At 69.2% G+C, this 19,395-nt stretch carries 22 protein-coding genes; 12 read left to right on the top strand and 10 right to left on the bottom strand.

Going from position 1 to position 19,395, the window contains the following annotated elements; genetic code table 11:
- The first annotated feature begins 13 nt into the window (after positions 1-13).
- From ACOKR1_RS20245 to ACOKR1_RS20235, 3 genes are all read left to right on the top strand, one after another.
- A complete protein-coding gene (locus tag ACOKR1_RS20245; protein WP_422934676.1) occupies positions 14-457 on the top strand; it encodes a flagellar hook assembly protein FlgD in 444 nt (147 codons plus the stop codon).
- A 12-nt stretch (positions 458-469) separates the two neighbouring features.
- Positions 470-1,645 carry a flagellar hook protein FlgE gene (locus ACOKR1_RS20240; protein ID WP_422934675.1) on the top strand — a complete coding sequence of 392 codons (1,176 nt, stop codon included), beginning with the start codon at positions 470-472 and terminating at the stop codon, positions 1,643-1,645.
- Between the two features lie 67 nt (positions 1,646-1,712).
- Complete coding sequence (locus ACOKR1_RS20235; RefSeq protein WP_422934674.1) at positions 1,713-3,293, top strand: CehA/McbA family metallohydrolase; 1,581 nt, start codon at positions 1,713-1,715, stop codon at positions 3,291-3,293.
- A gap of 635 nt (positions 3,294-3,928) precedes the next feature.
- Here the strand turns inward: ACOKR1_RS20235 and ACOKR1_RS20230 are convergent.
- Positions 3,929-4,435 carry an NUDIX hydrolase gene (locus tag ACOKR1_RS20230; protein WP_422934673.1) on the bottom strand — a complete coding sequence of 169 codons (507 nt, stop codon included), beginning with the start codon at positions 4,433-4,435 and terminating at the stop codon, positions 3,929-3,931.
- Between the two features lie 151 nt (positions 4,436-4,586).
- Between ACOKR1_RS20230 and ACOKR1_RS20225 the strand changes: the two genes are divergently transcribed.
- A complete protein-coding gene (locus tag ACOKR1_RS20225) occupies positions 4,587-5,108 on the top strand; it encodes a DUF1003 domain-containing protein (protein WP_422934672.1) in 522 nt (173 codons plus the stop codon).
- A gap of 9 nt (positions 5,109-5,117) precedes the next feature.
- On the opposite strand, the gene ACOKR1_RS20220 is transcribed toward ACOKR1_RS20225, so the two are convergent.
- From ACOKR1_RS20220 to ACOKR1_RS20200, 5 genes are all read right to left on the bottom strand, one after another.
- A complete protein-coding gene (locus ACOKR1_RS20220) occupies positions 5,118-6,350 on the bottom strand; it encodes an RNA polymerase sigma factor (protein WP_422934671.1) in 1,233 nt (410 codons plus the stop codon).
- Positions 6,347-6,670 (bottom strand): YciI family protein, encoded by a 324-nt coding sequence (locus ACOKR1_RS20215; RefSeq protein WP_422934670.1) that lies wholly within the window; start codon positions 6,668-6,670, stop codon positions 6,347-6,349. Before ACOKR1_RS20215 ends, ACOKR1_RS20220 begins: the two co-directional genes overlap by 4 nt.
- A gap of 255 nt (positions 6,671-6,925) precedes the next feature.
- Complete coding sequence (locus ACOKR1_RS20210; protein WP_422934669.1) at positions 6,926-7,339, bottom strand: type II toxin-antitoxin system PemK/MazF family toxin; 414 nt, start codon at positions 7,337-7,339, stop codon at positions 6,926-6,928.
- Entirely contained in the window at positions 7,264-7,464 is a 201-nt protein-coding gene (locus ACOKR1_RS20205) for a hypothetical protein (protein ID WP_422934668.1), read from the bottom strand. The genes ACOKR1_RS20210 and ACOKR1_RS20205 overlap by 76 nt, the downstream gene beginning before the upstream one ends.
- A gap of 93 nt (positions 7,465-7,557) precedes the next feature.
- Positions 7,558-7,854, bottom strand: coding sequence for a hypothetical protein (locus ACOKR1_RS20200; protein WP_422934667.1), 297 nt, complete (start codon positions 7,852-7,854; stop codon positions 7,558-7,560).
- A 395-nt stretch (positions 7,855-8,249) separates the two neighbouring features.
- Here ACOKR1_RS20200 and ACOKR1_RS20195 point away from each other — a divergent pair, with 395 nt between their 5' ends.
- The gene (locus ACOKR1_RS20195; RefSeq protein ID WP_422934666.1) at positions 8,250-8,459 is read left to right on the top strand and encodes a hypothetical protein; all 210 of its coding nucleotides are present in this window, start codon (positions 8,250-8,252) and stop codon (positions 8,457-8,459) included.
- A 62-nt stretch (positions 8,460-8,521) separates the two neighbouring features.
- Here the strand turns inward: ACOKR1_RS20195 and ACOKR1_RS20190 are convergent, their stop codons facing one another.
- The 3 genes from ACOKR1_RS20190 to ACOKR1_RS20180 all read right to left on the bottom strand — a co-directional run bounded on the left by ACOKR1_RS20190 (position 8,522) and on the right by ACOKR1_RS20180 (position 10,519).
- A complete protein-coding gene (locus ACOKR1_RS20190) occupies positions 8,522-9,265 on the bottom strand; it encodes a hypothetical protein (RefSeq protein ID WP_422934665.1) in 744 nt (247 codons plus the stop codon).
- A gap of 85 nt (positions 9,266-9,350) precedes the next feature.
- Positions 9,351-10,160: a hypothetical protein gene (locus tag ACOKR1_RS20185; RefSeq protein ID WP_422934664.1), complete on the bottom strand. Its 810-nt coding sequence runs from the start codon at positions 10,158-10,160 to the stop codon at positions 9,351-9,353.
- 206 nt (positions 10,161-10,366) lie between these two features.
- Positions 10,367-10,519, bottom strand: coding sequence for a hypothetical protein (locus tag ACOKR1_RS20180; RefSeq protein WP_415856760.1), 153 nt, complete (start codon positions 10,517-10,519; stop codon positions 10,367-10,369).
- 417 nt (positions 10,520-10,936) lie between these two features.
- Here ACOKR1_RS20180 and ACOKR1_RS20175 point away from each other — a divergent pair, with 417 nt between their 5' ends.
- Positions 10,937-12,076, top strand: a complete 1,140-nt coding sequence (locus tag ACOKR1_RS20175) for an ABC transporter permease (RefSeq protein ID WP_422934663.1) — start codon at positions 10,937-10,939, stop codon at positions 12,074-12,076.
- Entirely contained in the window at positions 12,073-12,786 is a 714-nt protein-coding gene (locus tag ACOKR1_RS20170) for an ABC transporter ATP-binding protein (RefSeq protein ID WP_422934662.1), read from the top strand. The genes ACOKR1_RS20175 and ACOKR1_RS20170 overlap by 4 nt, the downstream gene beginning before the upstream one ends.
- A 15-nt stretch (positions 12,787-12,801) precedes the next feature.
- On the opposite strand, the gene ACOKR1_RS20165 is transcribed toward ACOKR1_RS20170, so the two are convergent.
- The gene (locus ACOKR1_RS20165) at positions 12,802-14,040 is read right to left on the bottom strand and encodes an ROK family protein (protein ID WP_422934661.1); all 1,239 of its coding nucleotides are present in this window, start codon (positions 14,038-14,040) and stop codon (positions 12,802-12,804) included.
- A gap of 147 nt (positions 14,041-14,187) precedes the next feature.
- Here ACOKR1_RS20165 and ACOKR1_RS20160 point away from each other — a divergent pair, with 147 nt between their 5' ends.
- The 5 genes from ACOKR1_RS20160 (at position 14,188) to ACOKR1_RS20140 (ending at position 19,317) form a co-directional block, all read left to right on the top strand.
- Positions 14,188-15,252, top strand: a complete 1,065-nt coding sequence (locus ACOKR1_RS20160) for a Gfo/Idh/MocA family protein (protein ID WP_422934660.1) — start codon at positions 14,188-14,190, stop codon at positions 15,250-15,252.
- Entirely contained in the window at positions 15,249-16,028 is a 780-nt protein-coding gene (locus tag ACOKR1_RS20155) for a hypothetical protein (protein WP_422934659.1), read from the top strand. The genes ACOKR1_RS20160 and ACOKR1_RS20155 overlap by 4 nt, the downstream gene beginning before the upstream one ends.
- 110 nt (positions 16,029-16,138) lie before the next feature.
- Positions 16,139-17,461 carry an ABC transporter substrate-binding protein gene (locus ACOKR1_RS20150; protein WP_422934658.1) on the top strand — a complete coding sequence of 441 codons (1,323 nt, stop codon included), beginning with the start codon at positions 16,139-16,141 and terminating at the stop codon, positions 17,459-17,461.
- Between the two features lie 12 nt (positions 17,462-17,473).
- On the top strand, positions 17,474-18,436 hold the full coding sequence (locus ACOKR1_RS20145) for a carbohydrate ABC transporter permease (protein WP_422934657.1): 963 nt from the start codon (positions 17,474-17,476) through the stop codon (positions 18,434-18,436).
- Positions 18,433-19,317: a carbohydrate ABC transporter permease gene (locus ACOKR1_RS20140; RefSeq protein ID WP_422934656.1), complete on the top strand. Its 885-nt coding sequence runs from the start codon at positions 18,433-18,435 to the stop codon at positions 19,315-19,317. The genes ACOKR1_RS20145 and ACOKR1_RS20140 overlap by 4 nt, the downstream gene beginning before the upstream one ends.
- Positions 19,318-19,395: the final 78 nt, after the last annotated feature.

Genomic DNA, 19,395 nt, shown 5'->3' with positions numbered 1-19,395 from the left:
AGGAAGGCACACCATGACCATCAGCCCCGTGAGCAGCACGGTCGGAGGGACGGCCGCAAGCAGCCCAGTCGGCGCGACAAGCCTGACCTCCGCCGCACCCACTCGGACGCCGAAGCAGACCATGGACTCGAGTGTCTTCATGGACCTCCTGGTCACGCAGCTCAAGAACCAGGACCCGAGCTCGCCCATGGATACGAACGCGATGATCAACCAGACCACGCAGCTCGCCATGATGGAGAAGCTCACCCAGCTCGCCTCGGACAGCACCGCTGGGCTCAGTGTCCAGCAGCGCTCGGCAGCCGCCGCCCTCATCGGGAAGGCCGTCACGTACCTCGCCGCGGACGGCAGTGCAGGCAGCGGCACCGCGAGCTCCGTCTCCTACAGCGGCACGACGCCGACCGTTACCGTAGGCGGCGCCTCGATCTCCCTCGACTCGATCACCGGAATCACCGGCTAGAAAGGCAGTGCAATGCTCCGCTCGCTCTACTCAGGCATCTCGGGCCTGCGCGCCCACCAGACCATGCTCGACGTCACGGGCAACAACATCGCCAACGTCAACACGGTGGGCTTCAAGGGATCGTCGACCGAGTTCGAGGACACCCTCTCGCAGCTCACGCAGGGCGCTTCCGGCCCGCAGCCCGCGACGGGTGGGACAAACCCCGCCCAGATCGGCCTCGGGGTGAAGGTCGCGGCAGTGACCACGAACTTCAACCAGGGCTCGGCGCAGTCCACCGGCAAGGCGACGGACATGATGATCTCCGGTGACGGCTTCTTCATCACGAGCCGCGGGGGCCAGCAGCTCTACACGCGCGCGGGGTCCTTCGGCTTCGACGCGTCCGGGCGGCTCGTGGCGCCCGACGGCGGTCTCCTCCAGGGCTGGACCGCGGACGCCGCGGGGAACGTCAACACGGGTTCGCCGATCGGCAACATCACCCTCTCGCCGACTGCGACCATCGCCGCCATCGCGACGACGACCGCCTCCGTGGACGGCAACCTTCCCTCGGACGCCGCCCCGGGGACTTCGCTCGAGCGCGACCTTCGTGTCTACGACGCCAACGGGGTGGCCCGCAATCTCGCGCTCACGTTCACGCGCTCCGCGGGCGGCTGGGACGTCTCCGGCGCGGACGCCAACGGGACCACGGGCGCTGGCTCGCTCGCTTTCACGAACGGCAAGCTCACGTCCGGCGGCGCGCTCGCGGTCGGCGGGATCACCGCGGACCTCAGCGCGGTGACGGGCTACGCCGGGATGACGACGGTCGCGGCCACGGGCCAGAACGGCTCCGCCGCCGGGACGCTCGAATCCTTCACGCTCGGGGGAGACGGCTCGCTCGTAGGGGCGTTCAGCAACGGGCTCAAGCAGACCGTGGGCCGGATCGCGCTCGCGAAGTTCACGAACCCCGCGGGCCTCGAGAAGACCGGCGACTCCGCCTACACGAGCACGGCCAACTCGGGCACCGCGCAAGTGGGCCAGGCCGGGGATCCGGGGTTCGGATCCCTGGCCGGGGGCGCGCTCGAGATGTCGAATGTCGATCTCTCCCAAGAGTTCACGAACCTCATCGTCGCGCAGCGCGGGTTCCAGGCGAACGCGCGCATCATCACGACGAGCGATCAGGTGCTGCAGGAACTCGTGGACCTGAAGCACTAGCTTCTCGCCTCGCGCAGTTCACTTCCCGGCCACGTGCGGGATGCCGGGGAGCGAAAGGGTTGACGGCATGAATTCTCTCCCGAACGTTCGTCCGTCAGACATCGCCAACCATGATTTCTCGCGGCGGGCGCTGCTCGCAGCCCTCGGAACCGGCGCCGGGATCGCGCTCGCTCCGATGGTGTTCGCCGAACCCGCCCGCGCGGACACGGCGGATGCGGCCCAGACGAAGAAGATCACCGGCCACCTGGTCCCAGGCGCCCCGGACTTCGTGTACCTGCCGGTCGTCGTGCCTGCCGGGACCGCCAAGATCTCGGTCTCGTACAGCTACTCGAAGCCCTCGGTGCCGGCGGGCACGCCGGGCAACGCGTGCGATATCGGCATCTTCGACGCACGCGGAATCGACGTGGGCGGCGAGGGCTTCCGCGGCTGGTCCGGCGGGTTCCGCACCGAGTTCTCGATCAGCCGTCCGGAAGCCACGCCGGGCTATCTCCCGGGCGACGTGATGCCCGGGACGTGGCACATTGTCCTCGGCCCGTACCAGGTTGCGCCGCAGGGCATGGACTACGAGGTCCAGGTCACGCTCACCGCGGGTGAGCCTGGCGCGGCCTTCACGCCGTCGTACCCCGCCACGAGCGCCAAGGGTCGCGGCCGGGACTGGTACCGCGGCGACTGCCACCTGCACAGCGTGTACTCCGACGGGCACAACACGCCGGAGCAGGTCGCGGCGGGCGCTCGCGCCGGCAAGCTCGACTTTATGGTCTCCACCGACCACAACACGAGCGCGTCGCACGGCATCTGGGGCCCGCTCGCGGGCGAGGACCTGCTGATCATCACCGGTGAGGAAGTGACGACCCGCAACGGGCACTGGCTCGCCCTCGGCACCACTCCCGGCGAGTTCATCGACTGGCGCTATCGCGCCCGCGACAAGGTGTTCGAGAAGTTCCAGGATCGTGTGCGGGAGGCCGGTGGCCTCACCGTTGCGGCCCACATGTACTGCCCGTGGATCGGCAGCGAGTGGAAGTTCGGGCTGGACGGACTCGACGGCACCGAGGTGTGGACCGGCCCGTGGGGCTGGGACGACGACGCGGCCGTCTCGACGTGGGACAACCTGCTCGCGGACGCGGCTCGCACCGGCAAGAAGTGGCTGCCGGCCTTCGGCAACAGCGACGCCCACAACCCGAACCACGTCATCGGCTGGCCGCACAACGTGGTCCTCGCCGACGGCCTCTCCCGCGACGCGATTCTCGCCGGGCTCAAGGCGGGACGCTCGTGGATCGCGGAGTCGGCGGACGTGAACCTGACGTTCACGGCGAAGTCCGCGGGTGGCCAGAAGGCGGGCATCGGCGACATCCTGAAGGCGAAGCCAGACGAGGACATCACCGTGACGGTCGACGTTGCGGGCGTCCCCAACGGCACCGTGCGGCTGTTCACCGACGAGGGCCAGATGCTTCAGACCACCCTCCCGGCCTCCGGATCCGGAACCGTCACGTGGGTGACTCGCCCGGAGATCGCCGCGTACCTGCGTGCGGAGGTCCGCCACCCCATGGCGGACGGCAAGCCCGGCGGGACGTCGATGGGCCCCAGCCTGAGCTTCGGCCCCATGGCCGCCCTGACCAACCCGATCTGGCTGCGCACGAACCAGGACTAGCAGGCCCTGCGGGACGGACGACGGCGGCCGCTCGCCGTCGTCGTTCGTCCCGCCAGCGTCACGTGAGGTGGTCGAAGTCCCCGCGCATCCAGCGGATCTGCCGCTGCGCCGACTCCTGCACCTTGAGGTCGGCGCCGTCGGGGGACGGCCGACGGCGCGTGACCACCCCACCTGCGCGCCGTACATGTGGGGATGGCTGGCAACGATCGCCAGCACGGGCCCCAGCGAGCGGATGAACTCCGCGGTCCCCAGATCGACGAATCCGGTGGGATCCCAGAGGAGAATGCCGGCAGGGGTGCGCACGAGCTGCATCGTCTGGCCGATGCCGACGTTCTGTGCCGTGATGCCCCACTGGTCCGGCCCGAGCTCAGTGACTCGAACTTCGGCGTGGCTGGCCCATTCCGCCTGTGTGATCCAGGCCTGGCCGGTGGCGGGGACGTACTGCCGCTCGTCGGCGCAGATGGGGCAGACCTCGGGCAGTGCGTCGCGTTCGAGGCCGAATTCGACACCGCACGTCGCGCAGCTGATCGCATCGGGCTCGACAGGAATGGCCGGCATGGTGGCTCCCTTTCTTGCGGATGGCGTCCGCGGCGTTGGCGCTGTCCCGCTCCGAGTCGAGGCGAGGCCGTCCTCGGTCACCGACGTGGTCGGATGGGCGGCAGGAAGCCCGTGACGGCGGCCATCGCGCGCGCGATCAGGAGGCTTGAGTCGACGATCTGGTGAGCCGCCAGGAGAGCGTCGAGCCGCGCCAGCGGCATCCGGACAAGCCTGATCTGTTCGGCGGGGTCGTCGACGTGTGCGGTGCCGACAGTCGTGGACGTGCACGTGAAGAGGTGGACGGGCCAGGCCGAGCGGCCGGGGTTGGTGTAGAAGGTGTGCAACGGGCGCAGATCCTGCGCGACGAGCCCAAGCTCCTCCTCGAGTTCGCGGCGCGCTGCCTCGGCCGGTTCCTCGCCGGGATCGCCGGCGCCGCCGGGCAGGTCATAGATCCACTGGTCGATCGGATACCGGTACTGGCGGGTCAGGAAGACGTGTTCGCCGTCGTAGAGCAGTGTCGCCACGGCGAACGGGGCGCTTTCGTCGACCTCGTACTCGCTCTCGGTGCCGTCGGGGAGCCTGACGGAATGCTTCGCCAACGTCATGCGCCCGCTGTGCACCACGCGCCGGCCGCGTGAGGTCCAGGATTCTTCTGCTGTCGGTTCGTCCGCCACGTATCCGAGCATTTCACACGCCGCCGTCTAGGCTCAGTCCTAGACCGGCGGGACCGGCCCGCCTCACACCTCGGAGACTTCCATGACCCAGGCTGCTGGCACCACCACCGTCACCGTGAAGCACCCAGCCCCACACCTGCGCCCGCGACTGCTGCTGAAGAGGGCCGATCTCTCGGCGCTCCACCCGGCGGTGCTGGCGGAGGCCGAGCGTCGCGCGGCCAGCCTGCAGCTTCGCATCGCCGACGCGATCACGTCCTTCGCCGGCTCCATGTGGTTCGTCTACATCCACATCGTGCTCTTCGCGGTGTGGATGCTGTGGGTCGAGCCGTCGCCGTGGCCGACGTTGACGCTCGTCGTCTCGCTCGAGGCGATCTTCCTCTCGACCTTCGTCATGATCGGGCAGAATCGGCAGGCAGCCTTCCAGCAGGCCAAGGCAGACCGCGACTACCGCGAGCAGGAGACCCTGCTGACGGAGAACACCGAGCTCACGAAGCTCATCCACGTGCTCTCCGAAGAGATCCACGCCCGCGTGCTTGCTGACGTGCAGGCGAAGCAGGCGTCTCCCAACGGCCAAGGGTCGCCCCGGGGGGAGACCGCCGGCTGATCGCGGGCGCTAGATGAGCTCGTCGCGGCGCCGAGTCAGGTAGGCGGTCTCGGCGCCGTTGCCCGCCAGCTCGATGGCCGCGGTGTACGCGGCGCGCGCTTCAAGGTTGCGTCCCAGCCGGCGCAGCAGATCGGCGCGGGTCGCGTGGTAGGCGCGGTAGCCCGCGAGCTTGGCTTCAAGACGGACGACGGCGGCCAAGGCCACCTCAGCGCCGTCGAGCTCGGCGATCGCCACGGCACGGTTGAGCGCGATGATCGGCGAGGGGTCGAGGCGGACGAGCTGGTCGTAGAGGGCGACGATCTGTGACCAGTCGGTGTCCCGCGCGTCGTCCGCGGAGGTGTGCACCGCGTTGATCGCCGCGAGGAGCTGGTAGCGACCCGGGGCGTCGCCGGTGGCGAGCCGCTCTCGGACCAGCCGATGCCCTTCGGCGATGAGCGCCGCGTCCCAGGCCGCCCGGTCTTGCCGGTCGAGCGGGACAGGTTCGCCGTCTGCGGAGAACCTGGCGGTGCTGCGCGCCTCGATGAGGAGCATGAGCGCGAGGAGCCCGGCCACCTCGCCGTCGTCGGGCAGGAGGGTGCGGATCAGGCGGGTGAGCCGGATCGCCTCGGCGGTCAGGTCCGGGCGCACGGGGTCGGTGTCAGGCCCCGTTGCGAGATAGCCCTCGTTGAAGACGAGGAAGAGCACGGCGAGCACGCCGGAAACCCGGGCCGGCAGATCCTCCGCCGACGGCACCCGGTAGGGGATGCGGGCCGCCTTGATCTTGGCCTTCGCCCGGGTGATGCGCCGTCCCATGGCGTCCTCCTGTACGAGGAACGCCCGCGCGATCTCGGGCATCGTCAGGCCGCCGACCAGGCGCAGCGTCAGTGCCATCCTGGCCTCCATCGCGAGGGCGGGGTGGCAGCACGTGAAGATGAGCCGGAGCCTCTCGTCCTCGATGGCGCCGATCGGCTCGGGCGGGTCGTCGTCGTACAACGCCTGAGCCTCCTGGTGCTTGTCGGTGCGCTTCGCCTCGCGCCGGATCCGATCGATGGCCTTCCGGTTCGCCGTGGTGGTGAGCCAGGCGCCCGGGTGAGGGGGTACGCCGTCGTCCGCCCATCGCTCCACGGCGGCGGCGAACGCCTCGGCCGCCGCCTCCTCGGCGATGTCGAGGTCGCCGAAACGCCGGGTCAGGGAGGCGACCACCCGCGCCCACTCCTCGCGGTGGGCTCGGGTGATCGCGTCCCGGGCGTCGATCGCGCTCACAGGAACGGACGCACCTCTACCCTCCGATTGCAGGCCTTGGATCCCTCGGCGGCCAGCTTGAGCGCGACGTCGAGGTCGGGAGCCTCGAGGATCCAGAAGCCCACGATGTACTCCTTCGTCTCGACGAAGGGCCCGTCCGTCACCACGGGCTGCTCGTCCCGGTTGTCGATGACCGTCGCCGAATCGGGGCCCCCGAGGCCGCCGGCAAAGACCCAGTTGCCCTCGGCAATGAGCCGGTCGTTGAACACGTCGATCGCCGCCTGCTCCTCATCCGTGGCGAGGTCGGTGCTGGTGTTGATCACGGAAACCAGATACTGCATCTGGACCATCTCCTTTGGTTGGGGGACGCCGGTGCCGGCGGCCTCTCACCCTTGCAACGAACGTCTGTGCCTCAATCGGACACCGCGGCGGACTATTTTCTGGAATCTTCCGGCGCGCCGTGGGTACTGGCATCCTCAGTGCCTGCCTCGGCCGCCTTGGAGTACAGTTCCTCGGCGGTCCAGGCCAGCCGTCCCTCCTCGAGGTCGGCCACGATTCGCCGCGCCCACTCGAGCGTGCTGGCCCGCGGTAAGGACTCAGCGGTTCCTTGGCGGGGCCGTGTCCTGGAGTCCGAGATATTGGGCGAGAGCGAGTTCCACGCCGGCGAATTCATTTCGGGTCAAGTAGTCGAATGGGTCCCCGACGAGGTAGTCCACGTCGATCGAGCGGACTTGATCGACGAGGATTCGGGTCAGCCGTCCCGCGATCTCAACTTCGGGACGGTGGATGGAAGGGCCGACCGACGTCGAGGTTGGGACCACCGTTACGACCGAGAGAGGCGATTCCGACGGAGAGATCACCAAGCCCAGCCGCTTGCCCCCTTGCTCATGCCCTCGCGGGCGGCCGAGGTCGATTCGGTACACGGCCCCGCGGATCACCAGGCTTCCGGCTCCGCGTTGAGGTCTTCGCCCTTGAGCGCCTCGGCATCCGACCGGAACTGCTCGAGCCATCGCTCATGGTCAAGCAACCGCAGAGCCCGGCGGAGGGTGTCGGACGTGGTCTCACCGGGCCGTGCGGCTTCGTGAAGAATGCGCTCGTCGTCCGGCGTGGGGCGGAAACCGATCGATGCCGTCATGACACCAATCCTAGGCGCTGTTTTACAAGTGTGGAACAGAACGACGGCGGCGCCCCTGATGCCAGGGACGCCGCCGTTGTTGGTGCTCGTGGGTCACATTCCCGGCGCGGCCAGGAACTCGAGGACCTCGATCGTGCCGACCTTCCGGTGCGGGTGGTCTTCGAGGAGCGAGTCGAGGGCTTCGCGGGAATCGGACTGGAGGACGGAGTAGCCGCCGATCGTCTGGTCGTCGCCGGAGACGGGCGAGCCGCCATCGATGACGGCCTCGCCGGCCTTGCCGAACCAATCCATCCAGGCCTGCATGCCCGCCTGGGCCTCCTCGGGGGTGGCGCCCATCATCTGCTCGGCCGCGCTGACGTCCGAACGGTAGAGAAGGAGGTACTTAGCCATCTGGATTCTCCTTGCGTGGTTGATTCTGTTGGGGGTTAGGCGTGGGCGCTGATCCTGGCGCGTTCGACATGGGCGGCTCTTCCCGGGGTGACCAGGAAGAGCACCTTCGGGATGATCCCGAGGAAACCCTACGTCGTGCCGTTCTCGGTCGGCAGCACCCAGAGGGCCGTCATCCGAAATACGTTAGTGGTTACTAACGCGTTGCGCAAGTGGGTGCTCGGCGATGCCGCGGTGCGTACTCAGGGGTATTGGCGCAAGTGCCGGCCTCGGATCCAATCACGTACCGACCACTCGTGTCTCCGGCGCCACCACGGTTCCAGAATGTTGGCGTCGGCAGTTCCTGGATGGGGAGGTCTTGCGTCGTGAAAGCTGATGCCGCATTTCGTGAGGAACTCGTGAAGAGGATCCGGGCCCAGGAGACGGGCTCGGTGGTCCTGAATACGAGGATCCCGAATGTTGACGCGGAGCTCGATGCCCTGTTCGCCACCGTGCACACGCCCATCGGGAGTCTCATCGAGGGACAATGCGCGAGCTGCGGGCGGGCGTGGCCGTGCTGCGTCTTCCGGGACACGGCAGCGAAGTACCACATGACGCCGGGCGCTTGATGGCCCGTGCGGCGGCGTCGGTTACCGGTGGACGCGCGACCGCGCCCGCCCTGTGGGCCGGACTAGCTCCGACGCATGCGACGCGCGGTGGCGAGGTACGCGAGGCCCGCGATCAGAAGGCCGCCCAGCACCATGAGCGCCCAGATCGGCAGGCTGTGCATTGCCTGCTTTTCCGCGGCCGTCTGGATGTTGAGGCCGCGACTGCCGTCCTGGACGCCGGAGGCCTGGAAGCCCAGACCGGAGGCAGCGGTGCCGGCCGCGCTCGGGTCGACGGCGGACGCCGTGCCGTTGCCGGCCCCGCCCACCGATGCCGACGTCGTGGTGTTGGCTGCGGGGCCACCGGCACTGCCGGTTGCGCCCGCCGTGCTGCCGGCGTCCGTCGTAGCCGGGTTGAGCACGACCGCCGGAGCCGTGCCAGCGCCCGGGAGACCCGGGGTCACGGTGCCCGACGCCGGGACCGCTGGGGCGGTGACGGTTGCGACGGGCGCCGTGGCGGTGGTCCCCGCGCTGGTCGGGTTGATTGCCGCGAGGTCGGCGACATTCGCGGTTGCCGGGACGGCGGGTGCGGTGACGGTTGCGAGCGGGGCGCTGGTGGTGACCGGGGTGGTCGGCGTGGTGCTGGTGCTGGTGCTGGTGCCGGTCGGGTTGACGACGGCGAGGTCGGCCACGGTTGCGGTTGCGGGCACGACGGGGGCCGTGACCGTGGCGATGGGTGGGGTGGCTGCTGAGGCGGCTGCCTCGCCGAGGCCCATGAGGCCTCCGGCGATGACCGCGCCGAGCAGCACTCGGCGGGCAAGGGTATTCACGGTGTCATCTCCAGACTGGACAGTGGGGCGCGCAGTGGGCGCGCAGGGCCGGACGTGTCCGCCTCAAGGGCAGACTCGACCCCTGTCAGTCGGGAGTGGAGCCGGGATCGAACGCGGGGGAAGAGGGGAGGTGCTCGCTCGAAGGCCGTAGGCGGCTGGACGCCGCGAGCAGGGGAGCGAGGAAGAATGCGGACGCCAGTGCGGCGGGACCGGCCGATGGACCGGCGGAACCCGTCGTCTCGCCGTCGCCAACCCCGCTAGGGAGTTGAGCCGGCGCGACCACGTTGGTGGGATCCCCGGAGGGAGCCGCCGGAGCCGTCACGCCCGCGGTGGCGTGGGTGCCGGGCGCGGCCGCGACGGGCGGCCAGGCGGGTGACTCCGCGCCGACGCTGGCGAGGGCGGCGACCGCCGGCGCGGCCGCGGAACGCGGCAGGGGACCCGCAGCGGTGCTGGCGGCGGGTTCGGCGCTCGCCGGAGCCTGGGCGCCGACTACCGTGCCGACGGCGGTGCCGAGGCTTGTGATCGCTTCACCGGCACCCGAGGCAGTCTTGCCGACGGCGGGGGAGAGCGGAGCGAGCGGGCCGGTGAGGACGGGAGCCACAGCGGCGGGGGTCGATTCGACGACGGTGGCGAGCCCCGTCGTCGTCTGCTGGACTGCCCTGCCCGCGGTGCCCAGCGCGCGCGGCACGGCGGGGGCGACGGTCGCGGCGGTGCGCTCGGCCGGCGCGGTGACCGCCGCGACGGCGGACGTCACGGGGGACGCGACCGGCGTGCCGAGCAGATCGCTCGAGGCGGAGGCGGCCGCGCCGGAGAGCAGCAGCCAGCCAATGCCTAGGCCAGCGGCGATGAGTGCGGAGCGGAAGAGGGCGACGGCGCGGAATGACGTAACGCGCATGCTCCCCCTTGTCGATTCTGAGACCTTGAATCTCAAATTCCCCGAAACCCACGGAAAGTTACTGACGAGTTTTCTCCAAACAAACTCTATGATTACCCATAGGGCAACTGTCCAGTGCAATCCCCCGCAAATAAGTCAGCCGGCGCCGCCACCCGAACTCCTCGTCGAGTTCGTGTGCCGGCGCCGGCTGTATGAAGGGGTAGTGATCAGCCGCCCCAGACATCCCCGGCGGAGAGCCGGGCTATCTGGGCGCGGGCCTGCTGTTCGCTCAGGCCGGCTTTCATGAGGGACGCAAGCAGGCGTTCCTGCAGCGTGAAGATTTCGGAATCGGTCGGACGGTGTCGGCGTTCGGAATCCACAGATCTCCTCTCGGCGGGTCCACGGCGCGCTCAGCTCTTTCGGCCGGAGCCGTGAAAAGTGGTGAAAGACAAGGATCCCCACAAGAGGCGCCCCAGCTACAGGGCCCAAAGTCCCTAGACGCCGTCAGGCGGGAGGAATTGCCGCGGCCGGCCGAAGATGCGCCGCCAGGGTCGGAGCCGACTTCTCGAGTTCGATGCTGCCCTCGGCCACCCCCACCACGACACGCGTCAGCCAGTCGCTCGAGCGCCTCGCGATCGTGCGAAAGGGCGAACTGAAAACCACGCTCGATGAGCTCCTCGCGGCGGCTCCTTGCTGACTTCGGGCTTTTGACTCCTGAGCCGGTTTGAGGACATACTGTCGTCAAGTTACTGACGATTCGTCAGCATGATATCGACAACATGTCTCCAAGGGGTTCCATGTTCCTCGCACTCCGCGAACTCGGCTTTGCCCGAGGGCGGTTCGCCCTCATGGGCGCCGTGATCTCGCTCATCGCGCTGCTCGTCGTCCTGCTGTCGGGGCTCGCTGCGGGCCTCACGAACGACGGCGTATCCGGCCTGCGCTCGATGCCCGCCACAAGCTTCGCCTTCAGCAAGGGCACGATCACCGACAACGCGTTCAGCCGATCCCTCGTCGACCCGCAGCAGCTCGCCGCATGGAAGGACACGCCGGGCGTCGCCGCGGCCGAACCCCTGGGCGTGAGCTCAGTCCACGGCACGGCCAACGGGCAGCAGACCGACCTCACGCTCTTCGGCGTCGAGCCTTCGGGCTTCCTCTCTCCCGCCGTCTCGCGCGGCGAGAGCCTGTCCGGGCCGGCCGGGATCGTCGTCTCGGAGACGGCGCGGGCCAAAGGCCTCGACCTCGGGAGCACCGTCACGCTCGACCGAATCGGCGTCGAGCTGACCGTGGTCGGCTTCACGAAGGGCCAGGCGACGTTCGGCCACGTCAACGTCGCCTACCTTCCCCTCGCCACATGGCGCCTCATCGCGTCCGGCGCCGCCAAGCCTGGCCCGCCGGCGCAGGCCCAGGTCGACGCCGTCGCGTATCGCTACGCGAGCGCCGTCGCGGTCCGGTCTGCGGCGGGCGCGACGCCGGATCTCGCGGCGATCGACGCGCGGGCCGGAACCGTCTCGATGACCAAACCCCAGGCGTTCAACGCCTCGCCCGGCTATCAGCCGGAGACGCTCACACTCACGATGATCCAGGTGTTCCTGTACGCGATCAGCTCGCTCGTCGTCGGCGCGTTCTTCACGGTCTGGACCATCCAACGAAAGCACGAGCTCGCGGTCCTGCGCGCCATCGGCGCCTCGGCCGGCTATCTCCTGCGGGACGGCCTTGCGCAGGCCGCGATGCTGCTGGGTGCGTTCACAGCGTTGGGCGTGGGGGCCGCCGTCGTGCTGGGAGCCCTCATGCCCTCAACGGCCCCCTTCAGCCTCGAGCCGGCGCCCGTCGCGGTCGCGACCGCCCTGACGATCGGGCTCGGCCTCGCGGGCGCCGGCGTCGCCATCCTGCGCATCGCCCGCGTCGATCCCCTTACAGCCCTCGGAGGAAACCGATGAACGTCAATCCCGTCCCGCCCACCCCAGCCCGGCCCGTCCCTGCCCTCGACCTGACCGACGTCGTCCTCGACCTCGGCGACGGCGAGGCGAGCGTCCGCGCCCTCGACTCCGTTTCGCTCCGCGTCGAGCCGGGCGAGTTCGCCGCCGTCGTCGGCCCGTCCGGCTCGGGGAAGTCCTCGCTCCTCGCCGTCGCGGGGCTCCTCTCCGCCCCGACGTCGGGCTCGGTGCGCGTCCAGGGAACCGACGTCTCGGGGCTCGGGACCGGAGCGGCGGCCCGCTTCCGGCTCGAGAACATCGGCTTCGTCTTCCAGTCGGGCAACCTCATCCCGGCTCTGACCGCGGCAGACCAGCTCCGCCTCGCGGCGCGTCTCGCCGGGAACCGCGGCCTGGACCCCGAGCCGCTCCTCCGCGCTGTCGGGATGGAACACCGCGCGGGCCACCGGCCCGGGCAGCTGAGCGGCGGCGAACGGCAGCGGATCGGGATCGCGCGGGCGCTCGTCAACAGGCCGCCGCTGCTCCTCGTCGACGAGCCGACCGCCGCGCTCGACCGGCGGCGCAGCGCGGAAGTCGTGGGGCTCCTCGCTGAGCAGGCCGCGCGTTTCGGCGTCGCGGTGCTTATGGTCACACACGATCACGACGTGCTCGGCCACTGTGACCGCGTCCTCGAGATGGTGGACGGTCGCCTTGCGGAGGCTGCCGCGGTGGCTTAGAGCGTCAGAGAGGCCCTAGCCGGCGCTCGCCGAGAGGGTCGCCTCGATGCCCGTGGGGGAGAGGATGTGCTGGGACACGAGCTGGCTCGCCCCCATGACGGCGGCGCGCTCGCCGGCGCGCGAGAGGACAATCCTCAGGTTCGTCGTGGCGAGCGGCAGCGAGCGCTGGTAGACCACCTCGCGCACCCCAGCCATGACGTGCTCGCCCGCGGCCGCCATCGAGCCGCCGATCACGATCACGCTCGGGTTGAGCAGATTGACGCACGTCGCGAGGACTTCACCGATGTCGCGCCCAGCCTGCCGCAGGGCTTGGATCGCTGCGATGTTGCCGTGCGCGGCGAGCCCCACGACATCCCCGCCGGTCTCCGCCGGCACGCCGTGGGCGGCCAGAGCACGGGCGACGGCGGCGCCCGAGGCGAGCGCCTCGAGGCACCCGATGTTCCCACACCGGCACACGACGCCCTCACCGCGCGCCACGCGCACGTGCCCGAGGTCGCCTGCGGTGCCGTCCGCGCCGCGCTGGAGTTGGCCGCTGCTGATGATGCCCGAGCCGATGCCGGTCGCGACCTTGATGAACAGCAGATCGTCGACGCCGGGCCAGTACCCGGCGCGCTCGCCGAGCGCCATGATGTTCACGTCGTTGTCCACGAGCACGGGCACGGGGAGCGCCCGCTGCACGAATCCGACCACGTCGAAGCCGTCCCATCCAGGCATGATCGGCGGCTTCACGGGCCGGCCAGTCGCGTGTTCCACGGGCCCCGGGAGCCCGATCCCGACGCCGGCCAGGAGCATTTCGGGCTGGTGAACCTCGCCGAGGAGGCGCCTCCCCGACTCGATCACGTAGCCGAGTACGGCCTCGGGGCCCGATGCGACGGGAAGCGCGGTGCGCTCCTCCGCGAGCACGTCGCCGTTGAGGTCGGTGAGTGCCACGCGCACGTGGCTCGCGCCGACGTCGACCGCGAGGACCGCGCGCGCCTGCGCGTGGAAGGCAAAGCGCGACGGCGGGCGGCCGCCGCTCGAGAGCGCCTCGCCCACGGACACGACGAGCCCGGAATTCAGCAGGAGATCGACCTTGCCCGCGACGGTGGACCGGGCAAGGCCCGTGGTCATGGCGAGTTGCGCACGGGTCCACGGCTTTCCGTCGCGCAGCAGTTGGAACAGGTCGCCGGCGCGATAGACCGTCGCGGCGGAACCTTGTTCGCCGGGGGCGGTAGCAGCGAGCGCGCGGTGCCCGTTGCCTTGGTCGTCAGCCATGCAGGCCAGTGTCCCACAGGGGCTTCCGCAAATCCATAAACCAAAAGTACGACGCCGAACTTCCAACTTTTGCTTGCGCATCGTCAAAAGTGGTTCTACGCTGCCGAGTGAAGCAGCTCACACGAGCTACGGAAGTCAGGAGCAAAGATGCCCAACGCCCCTCGATCCGGGGAACGGACGCGCATCGGCGTCGGATTCCTCGGTGCGGGTCCCGTGACGCAAGCGATCCACCTCCCCAGCCTTTCCCGCCTTACTGAGCTGTTCGCCGTGGCCCATGTCATGGACGTCGACGAATCAGTGGCCTCCTCCGTCGCAGGCCGCGTCGGCGCCAGGCACTCCGCCTCGATGGACGAGCTCCTCGCCGATCCCGGCGTGGACGTCGTGGCGATCTGCAGCCCCCACAAGTTCCATGCCGCCCAGGTCATCGCGGCCTGCCGCGCGGGCAAGAAGGCCGTCCTGTGCGAGAAGCCGTTCGCCGTCTCCGCCGAGGAAGCCGCCGAGATCGCCGCGGTCTCCGCCGAGACGGGCGTACCGATCGTCGTCGGAGCGATGCACACCTTCGACCCCGGTTGGCTCGCCGCCGAGCGGCTCATGGGCAGCCTCCCGGAGACCGCCCACACGCTGCGCTCTTCGGTGGTGCTGCCGCCGAACCCGCGGTTCGAGGACTTCGCGACCGAGGTCATTGCCAGGCCGGCCCCCAGCCGCCCCGACTATTCCGAGCCTGCCGTGATCGCCGCGGCGCTCGAGGGCGGCATCCTGGGCCTCGCGATCCACGACCTGCCGCTCGTGCGCCGCTTCGTCCCGACGTTCGACGACCTCGAGGTGCTCCGCGCGGAGCTGGTCAAGCCGTTCGGCTACGAGTTCCTCCTCCGTGCCAGCGGCCGCACGATCGAGCTGACCTTCGCGATGAACGCGACCTGGAAACCCGATTGGACGTTCGAGGCCATCGGCCCCGACTCCGCGCTCAAGGTGACGTTCACGCCGTCGTATGTCCAGGCGGGCTCAGCGGTCGCGGAGTTGACCGCCTCGGGGTCCACCACGGTGGCAGGCCCTTTCGGGCACAACGGCTACGAGGGCGAGTGGCGGAGGATCGCCGGGATCGTCGCCGGAACCGAGCAGGCCCCCGACGCGGGCACGCTCATCGACGACCTCCGCTTCGCCCTCACGATCGTCGACGGCGCCCGGGCCCACGTCCTGGAGGCCGCAGCATGAGCACGTTCACCGTCGACGCCACGCAGACGGCGGGCCTCGCCGAGATCGCCGCGTCGCTGCCCCTTTCACTAGCACCCGCGCGGGAAGGCGCGCCCGAGCTCGCGTCCGTGTCCGGCTCTGCTGGCTGGGCGGGCCGCGCGCAGGCGGCGTTCGACGGCGGGGCGCTCGCCGCCGTCGTCGGCTCGCCCGCCACGGACGATCCCGAGTTCCCGGCCGGGGCTGAATCCAGGCTCGTGCTCGCGTGGGACTTCGCCGCGAACCCGGGCGTCCTCGCCGCGGCCGAGGCCGCGGCGCCTCTGCGGGGGCGCGCGGTGTTCGCTGAGGCGACCCTGTCTGTGCCGAGTAGCACCGACCTCGACGCCGCGCTGCTCGACGCGCTCACCGCCGTCGTCCGCGTGGCCGGCGAGGTGACGCCCCTGCGGACGCTGCACCGCGACGCCGCGGGGTGGCATCTCGCGGGCGATCTCGCGGGGCCGCAGGGGGCCCGCGCGCCGCTTGCGCTCGCGATCGTCGTGACGGACGCCGCGCCCGCCGCTCTGCGGCTGCGGCTCCTGACCGACGACGGCGGGCTGACCGCCGAAGTGCCCTCCCCGGACACGGCCGCCCCGGCCGGGGTCCGGATTGTCGGCCCGGACGGCGAACGCCTCCTGCCGACCCTGTGGGAGACCTCCCGCCGCGCAAGCTGGCGGCGGGCCGTCGCGATCGCCGCCGGGGAAGCCCTCTCGGCGGACGTCGCGGAGCTTCACCGCGTTGCCGCTCTGACACCCATCCTTTAACCCGCCCAGCCGCCCTTAGCCCGCCCAGCCGCCCTTAGCCCGCCCAGCCGCCGTCAACCCGCCCAGCCGCCCTTAACCACCCAGCCACCCTCAATGACGAAGGACCAACGATGACCTCTGACCGGACTACGTTCTCGCGCCAACCGTTTTCCCGCCGCGGTTTCCTCGGCCTCGCGGCCGCTGCGGCGGCCGTCCCGGCGCTCGCCGCGTGCGGCGGCGGCTCCGCCTCCGGCGGCAGCAGCGGTGAGATCAAGTTCTGGGATATGCCGTGGGGAACCCCGGCCTACAACGACGCCGCGAAGAAGCTCGTCGAGGGCTACTCGCCGTCCTCGGGCAACCTCAAGGCCTCGTACCAGATCATCCAGTGGAACAACTTCTACCAGACGTTCTCCTCGGCGATCGCGTCGAAGACCGGCCCGGCCGTCTCCACTGGTGGCGGCTTCCAGGCCTTCCAGTTCGAGCAGCAGGGGCAGATCGCGTACGCCGACGGCGTGGTCGACGCGCTCAAGAAGAACGGCATGTACGACGACTTCCTCCCCGGGGTGCTCGACCCGTTCAAGTCGGACAAGGGCTACATCGCTATCCCGTGGCAGCTCGACATGCGCATGTTCTGGTACCGCAAGTCCCTGTTCGACCAAGCGGGCGTTGCCCTTCCGAAGGACTGGCCCTCGCTGCTCGAGGCAGGCAAGGCGCTCAAGAAGATCGGCGCCTTCGGCTTCATGACGGGCTCGGGCGCCGGCAACAACTACGGCAACCACACCATGATCATGATGATGGTCAACAACGGCGGTGGCGTGTGGACGCAGGACGGCCAGCTTGACCTGCTCAACGACCGCAACGTCGAGGCCATCGAGTTCATCCTCGAGCTTCGTTCGAATGGCATCATCGACCCAGCGTGTGTCGGCTACACCACCGACAACATGTCGGCGCAGTGGAAGGACAAGAAGGCCGCCTTCGGCCTCTTCCAGGTTGGCGCGCCGCAGCGCGTCGGGGATACCTCGGGAGACCTTCTCGTGGCCGATCCTCTGACCGCCCCCCATGGCGACAAGGCGACCATCGTGTTCCCGAACAACATCATGATGTACAAGAACACGCCGTCGCAGGCCTCGTCCGAGGCATTCCTCGTCTACTACATGGGACAGATCAAGGAGCTGTGGAAGCAGGGCCTCATGAACTCGCTCCCGGTCTTCAAATCGATCACCGAGACGCCCGAGTTCGCCAAGGACGCCAACAACGTCAAGATCGTCAAGGACTGGCAGCCGATCGCCAAGACGTTTGCGTCGCGAGGCAAGTCCCTCAACGCCAACCTTGCGGCGCTCGACGGCGGCCAGGCCCTCAACCAGTTCACGCAGACGATCCTCACGGGCCAAGCGGACGCCAAGACTGCGCTCAAGACGTTCCAGTCCGGCCTGCAGTCCGTCCTCAAGTCCTGACCGGAGGCGGCTGTGACCACAACGACGACGACCGGTCTCGGCCGGGCCCGCCGGGGCGTTGCCCCCGGCGGGCCGGGCCGCCCGCCCACCGCACAACGCAAGAGCAGGCTCAGCTCGCAGACCACGAGGACGTTCTTCTGGCTCCTCCTGCCCTCGGTGCTGCTCCTCATCCTCATCCACGGCTACCCCCTCGTGTACGCGGCGATCCAGGCCACGCACAACGGCTCGCTCATCGACACGGGCCAATTCGTTGGTGGCGACAACTTCGTCAAGGTGCTCACCTCGCCCAAGTTCTGGAAGGCCGCTGAGTTCACGCTCGTGTTCACGATCGTGGGTGTCTTCGGATCTTGGCTCGTCGGCATGGGGCTTGCCCTCCTCTTGCGCACCCGCATCCCGGCAGGGGGAACGTTCAAAGTCCTTCTGCTCCTGCCCTGGGTCGTGCCGATCGTCGTCTCCTCGACGGCGTGGAACTGGCTCGTGGCCACGCCGACCAGCCCGATCCCCACGATCTTCCGCACGCTCGGCATCGGTGCGCCCTACTTCCTCGCAGACCCAATCCTGTCCGCGGTCATGGTGTGCCTCTTCAAGGTGTGGGTCAGCTTCCCGTTCATGATGATGATGACGAGCTCCGCGCTCGCCTCGGTCGACAACACCGTCTACGAGGCGGCGAGCATGGACGGTGCGAGCAGGTGGCAGCAGTTCACGGGCATCACGCTCCCGCTTATCGCCCGGTCCACGTACATCTCGTGGATCCTCATGACGATCTTCTGCGTCAACGACTTCCCGACCATCTACCTCCTCACGGGCGGCGGGCCCGTGGACGCGACGACCTCGCTCGTGGTGCTCGCGTACCGCACGGTGTTCCAGGACTTCCAGACCGGTCCCGGCGTCGCGATCGCGTTCCTCATGACCATCACCCTCGTGGCCATCTCCGCTGTCCTGTACCGCCAGATCCGAAAGTCGAGCGTCGAATGAGCACTGCCCTTCACACGCACGCCGAGCCCTCATCGCTTTCGGCGAGTCCCCGGAAGCGTCGGACCGTCTCAGAGGCCGATCTGCGCGGGCGCTGGTGGCGCTTCGCGCTCATCCTCGCCATCACCGTCGTGGTGCTCATCCCGATCCTCGTCGTGCTCGTACTCGCGTTCAGCCCGGCGTCGACGAGCACCACGACTGGACCGACGTTCGAGAACTTCGCGAGCGTGTTCCAGAAGACGCTGGCCTCGACGTGGCTCAAGAACAGCCTCATGGTGACGCTTGCCACGGTCGTGGTCTCGGTCGCGGTCGCCTCGCCCGCGGGGTACGTGCTCTCGCGCGGCCGGTCGAAGGCCGTCTCGGGCTACTCCCTCTTGCTGTTCGTCATGCAGTCCCTGCCGATCATCACGTCCGTGGTCCCGCTGTTCATCCTCTTCGCGAACATGGGACTCGTGGACAACCTGCTTGGTCTGACGGTCGTGTACGTTGCGTCGACCATGACGGTTGCCACGTGGATGATGGCCGCGTACTTCGACTCGATCCCGGTGAGCCTCGAGGAGGCCTCGTGGATCGACGGCTGCTCGGTGTTCGGCTCGTTCACCCGCGTGGTGCTGCGCAACAGCCTCCCCGGGGTGCTGTCCACCGCGATCTTCGCGTTCCTCCTCGCGTGGAACGACTACCTCGTCGCGATCGTCTTCCTGCGCTCGAACGAGGTCTTCACGCTCCCGATGGGCGTCCAGTCGTTCTTTCAGCAGAACCAGACCGACTGGGGCGGAGTGATGGCACTTGCGGTCGTCATGATGCTGCCGCCGATCATCGTGTTCTCGGCCCTCAACAAGTACTTCAGCGTCGGCGGCATCGGCGGTTCGCTCGCGGGCCGCTGACCGTCGCGCCCCTGACCCACCTGGCCTGCCCGCCTTCATCCTCCTGACCTCAGCCACCCGTCCTAGAGAGGACCCTGT

Source organism: Sinomonas sp. P47F7 (genome assembly GCF_049332655.1).
Taxonomy (GTDB): Bacteria; Actinomycetota; Actinomycetes; order Actinomycetales; family Micrococcaceae; genus Sinomonas.
This window is presented reverse-complemented; position numbering and strand designations above follow the sequence as displayed.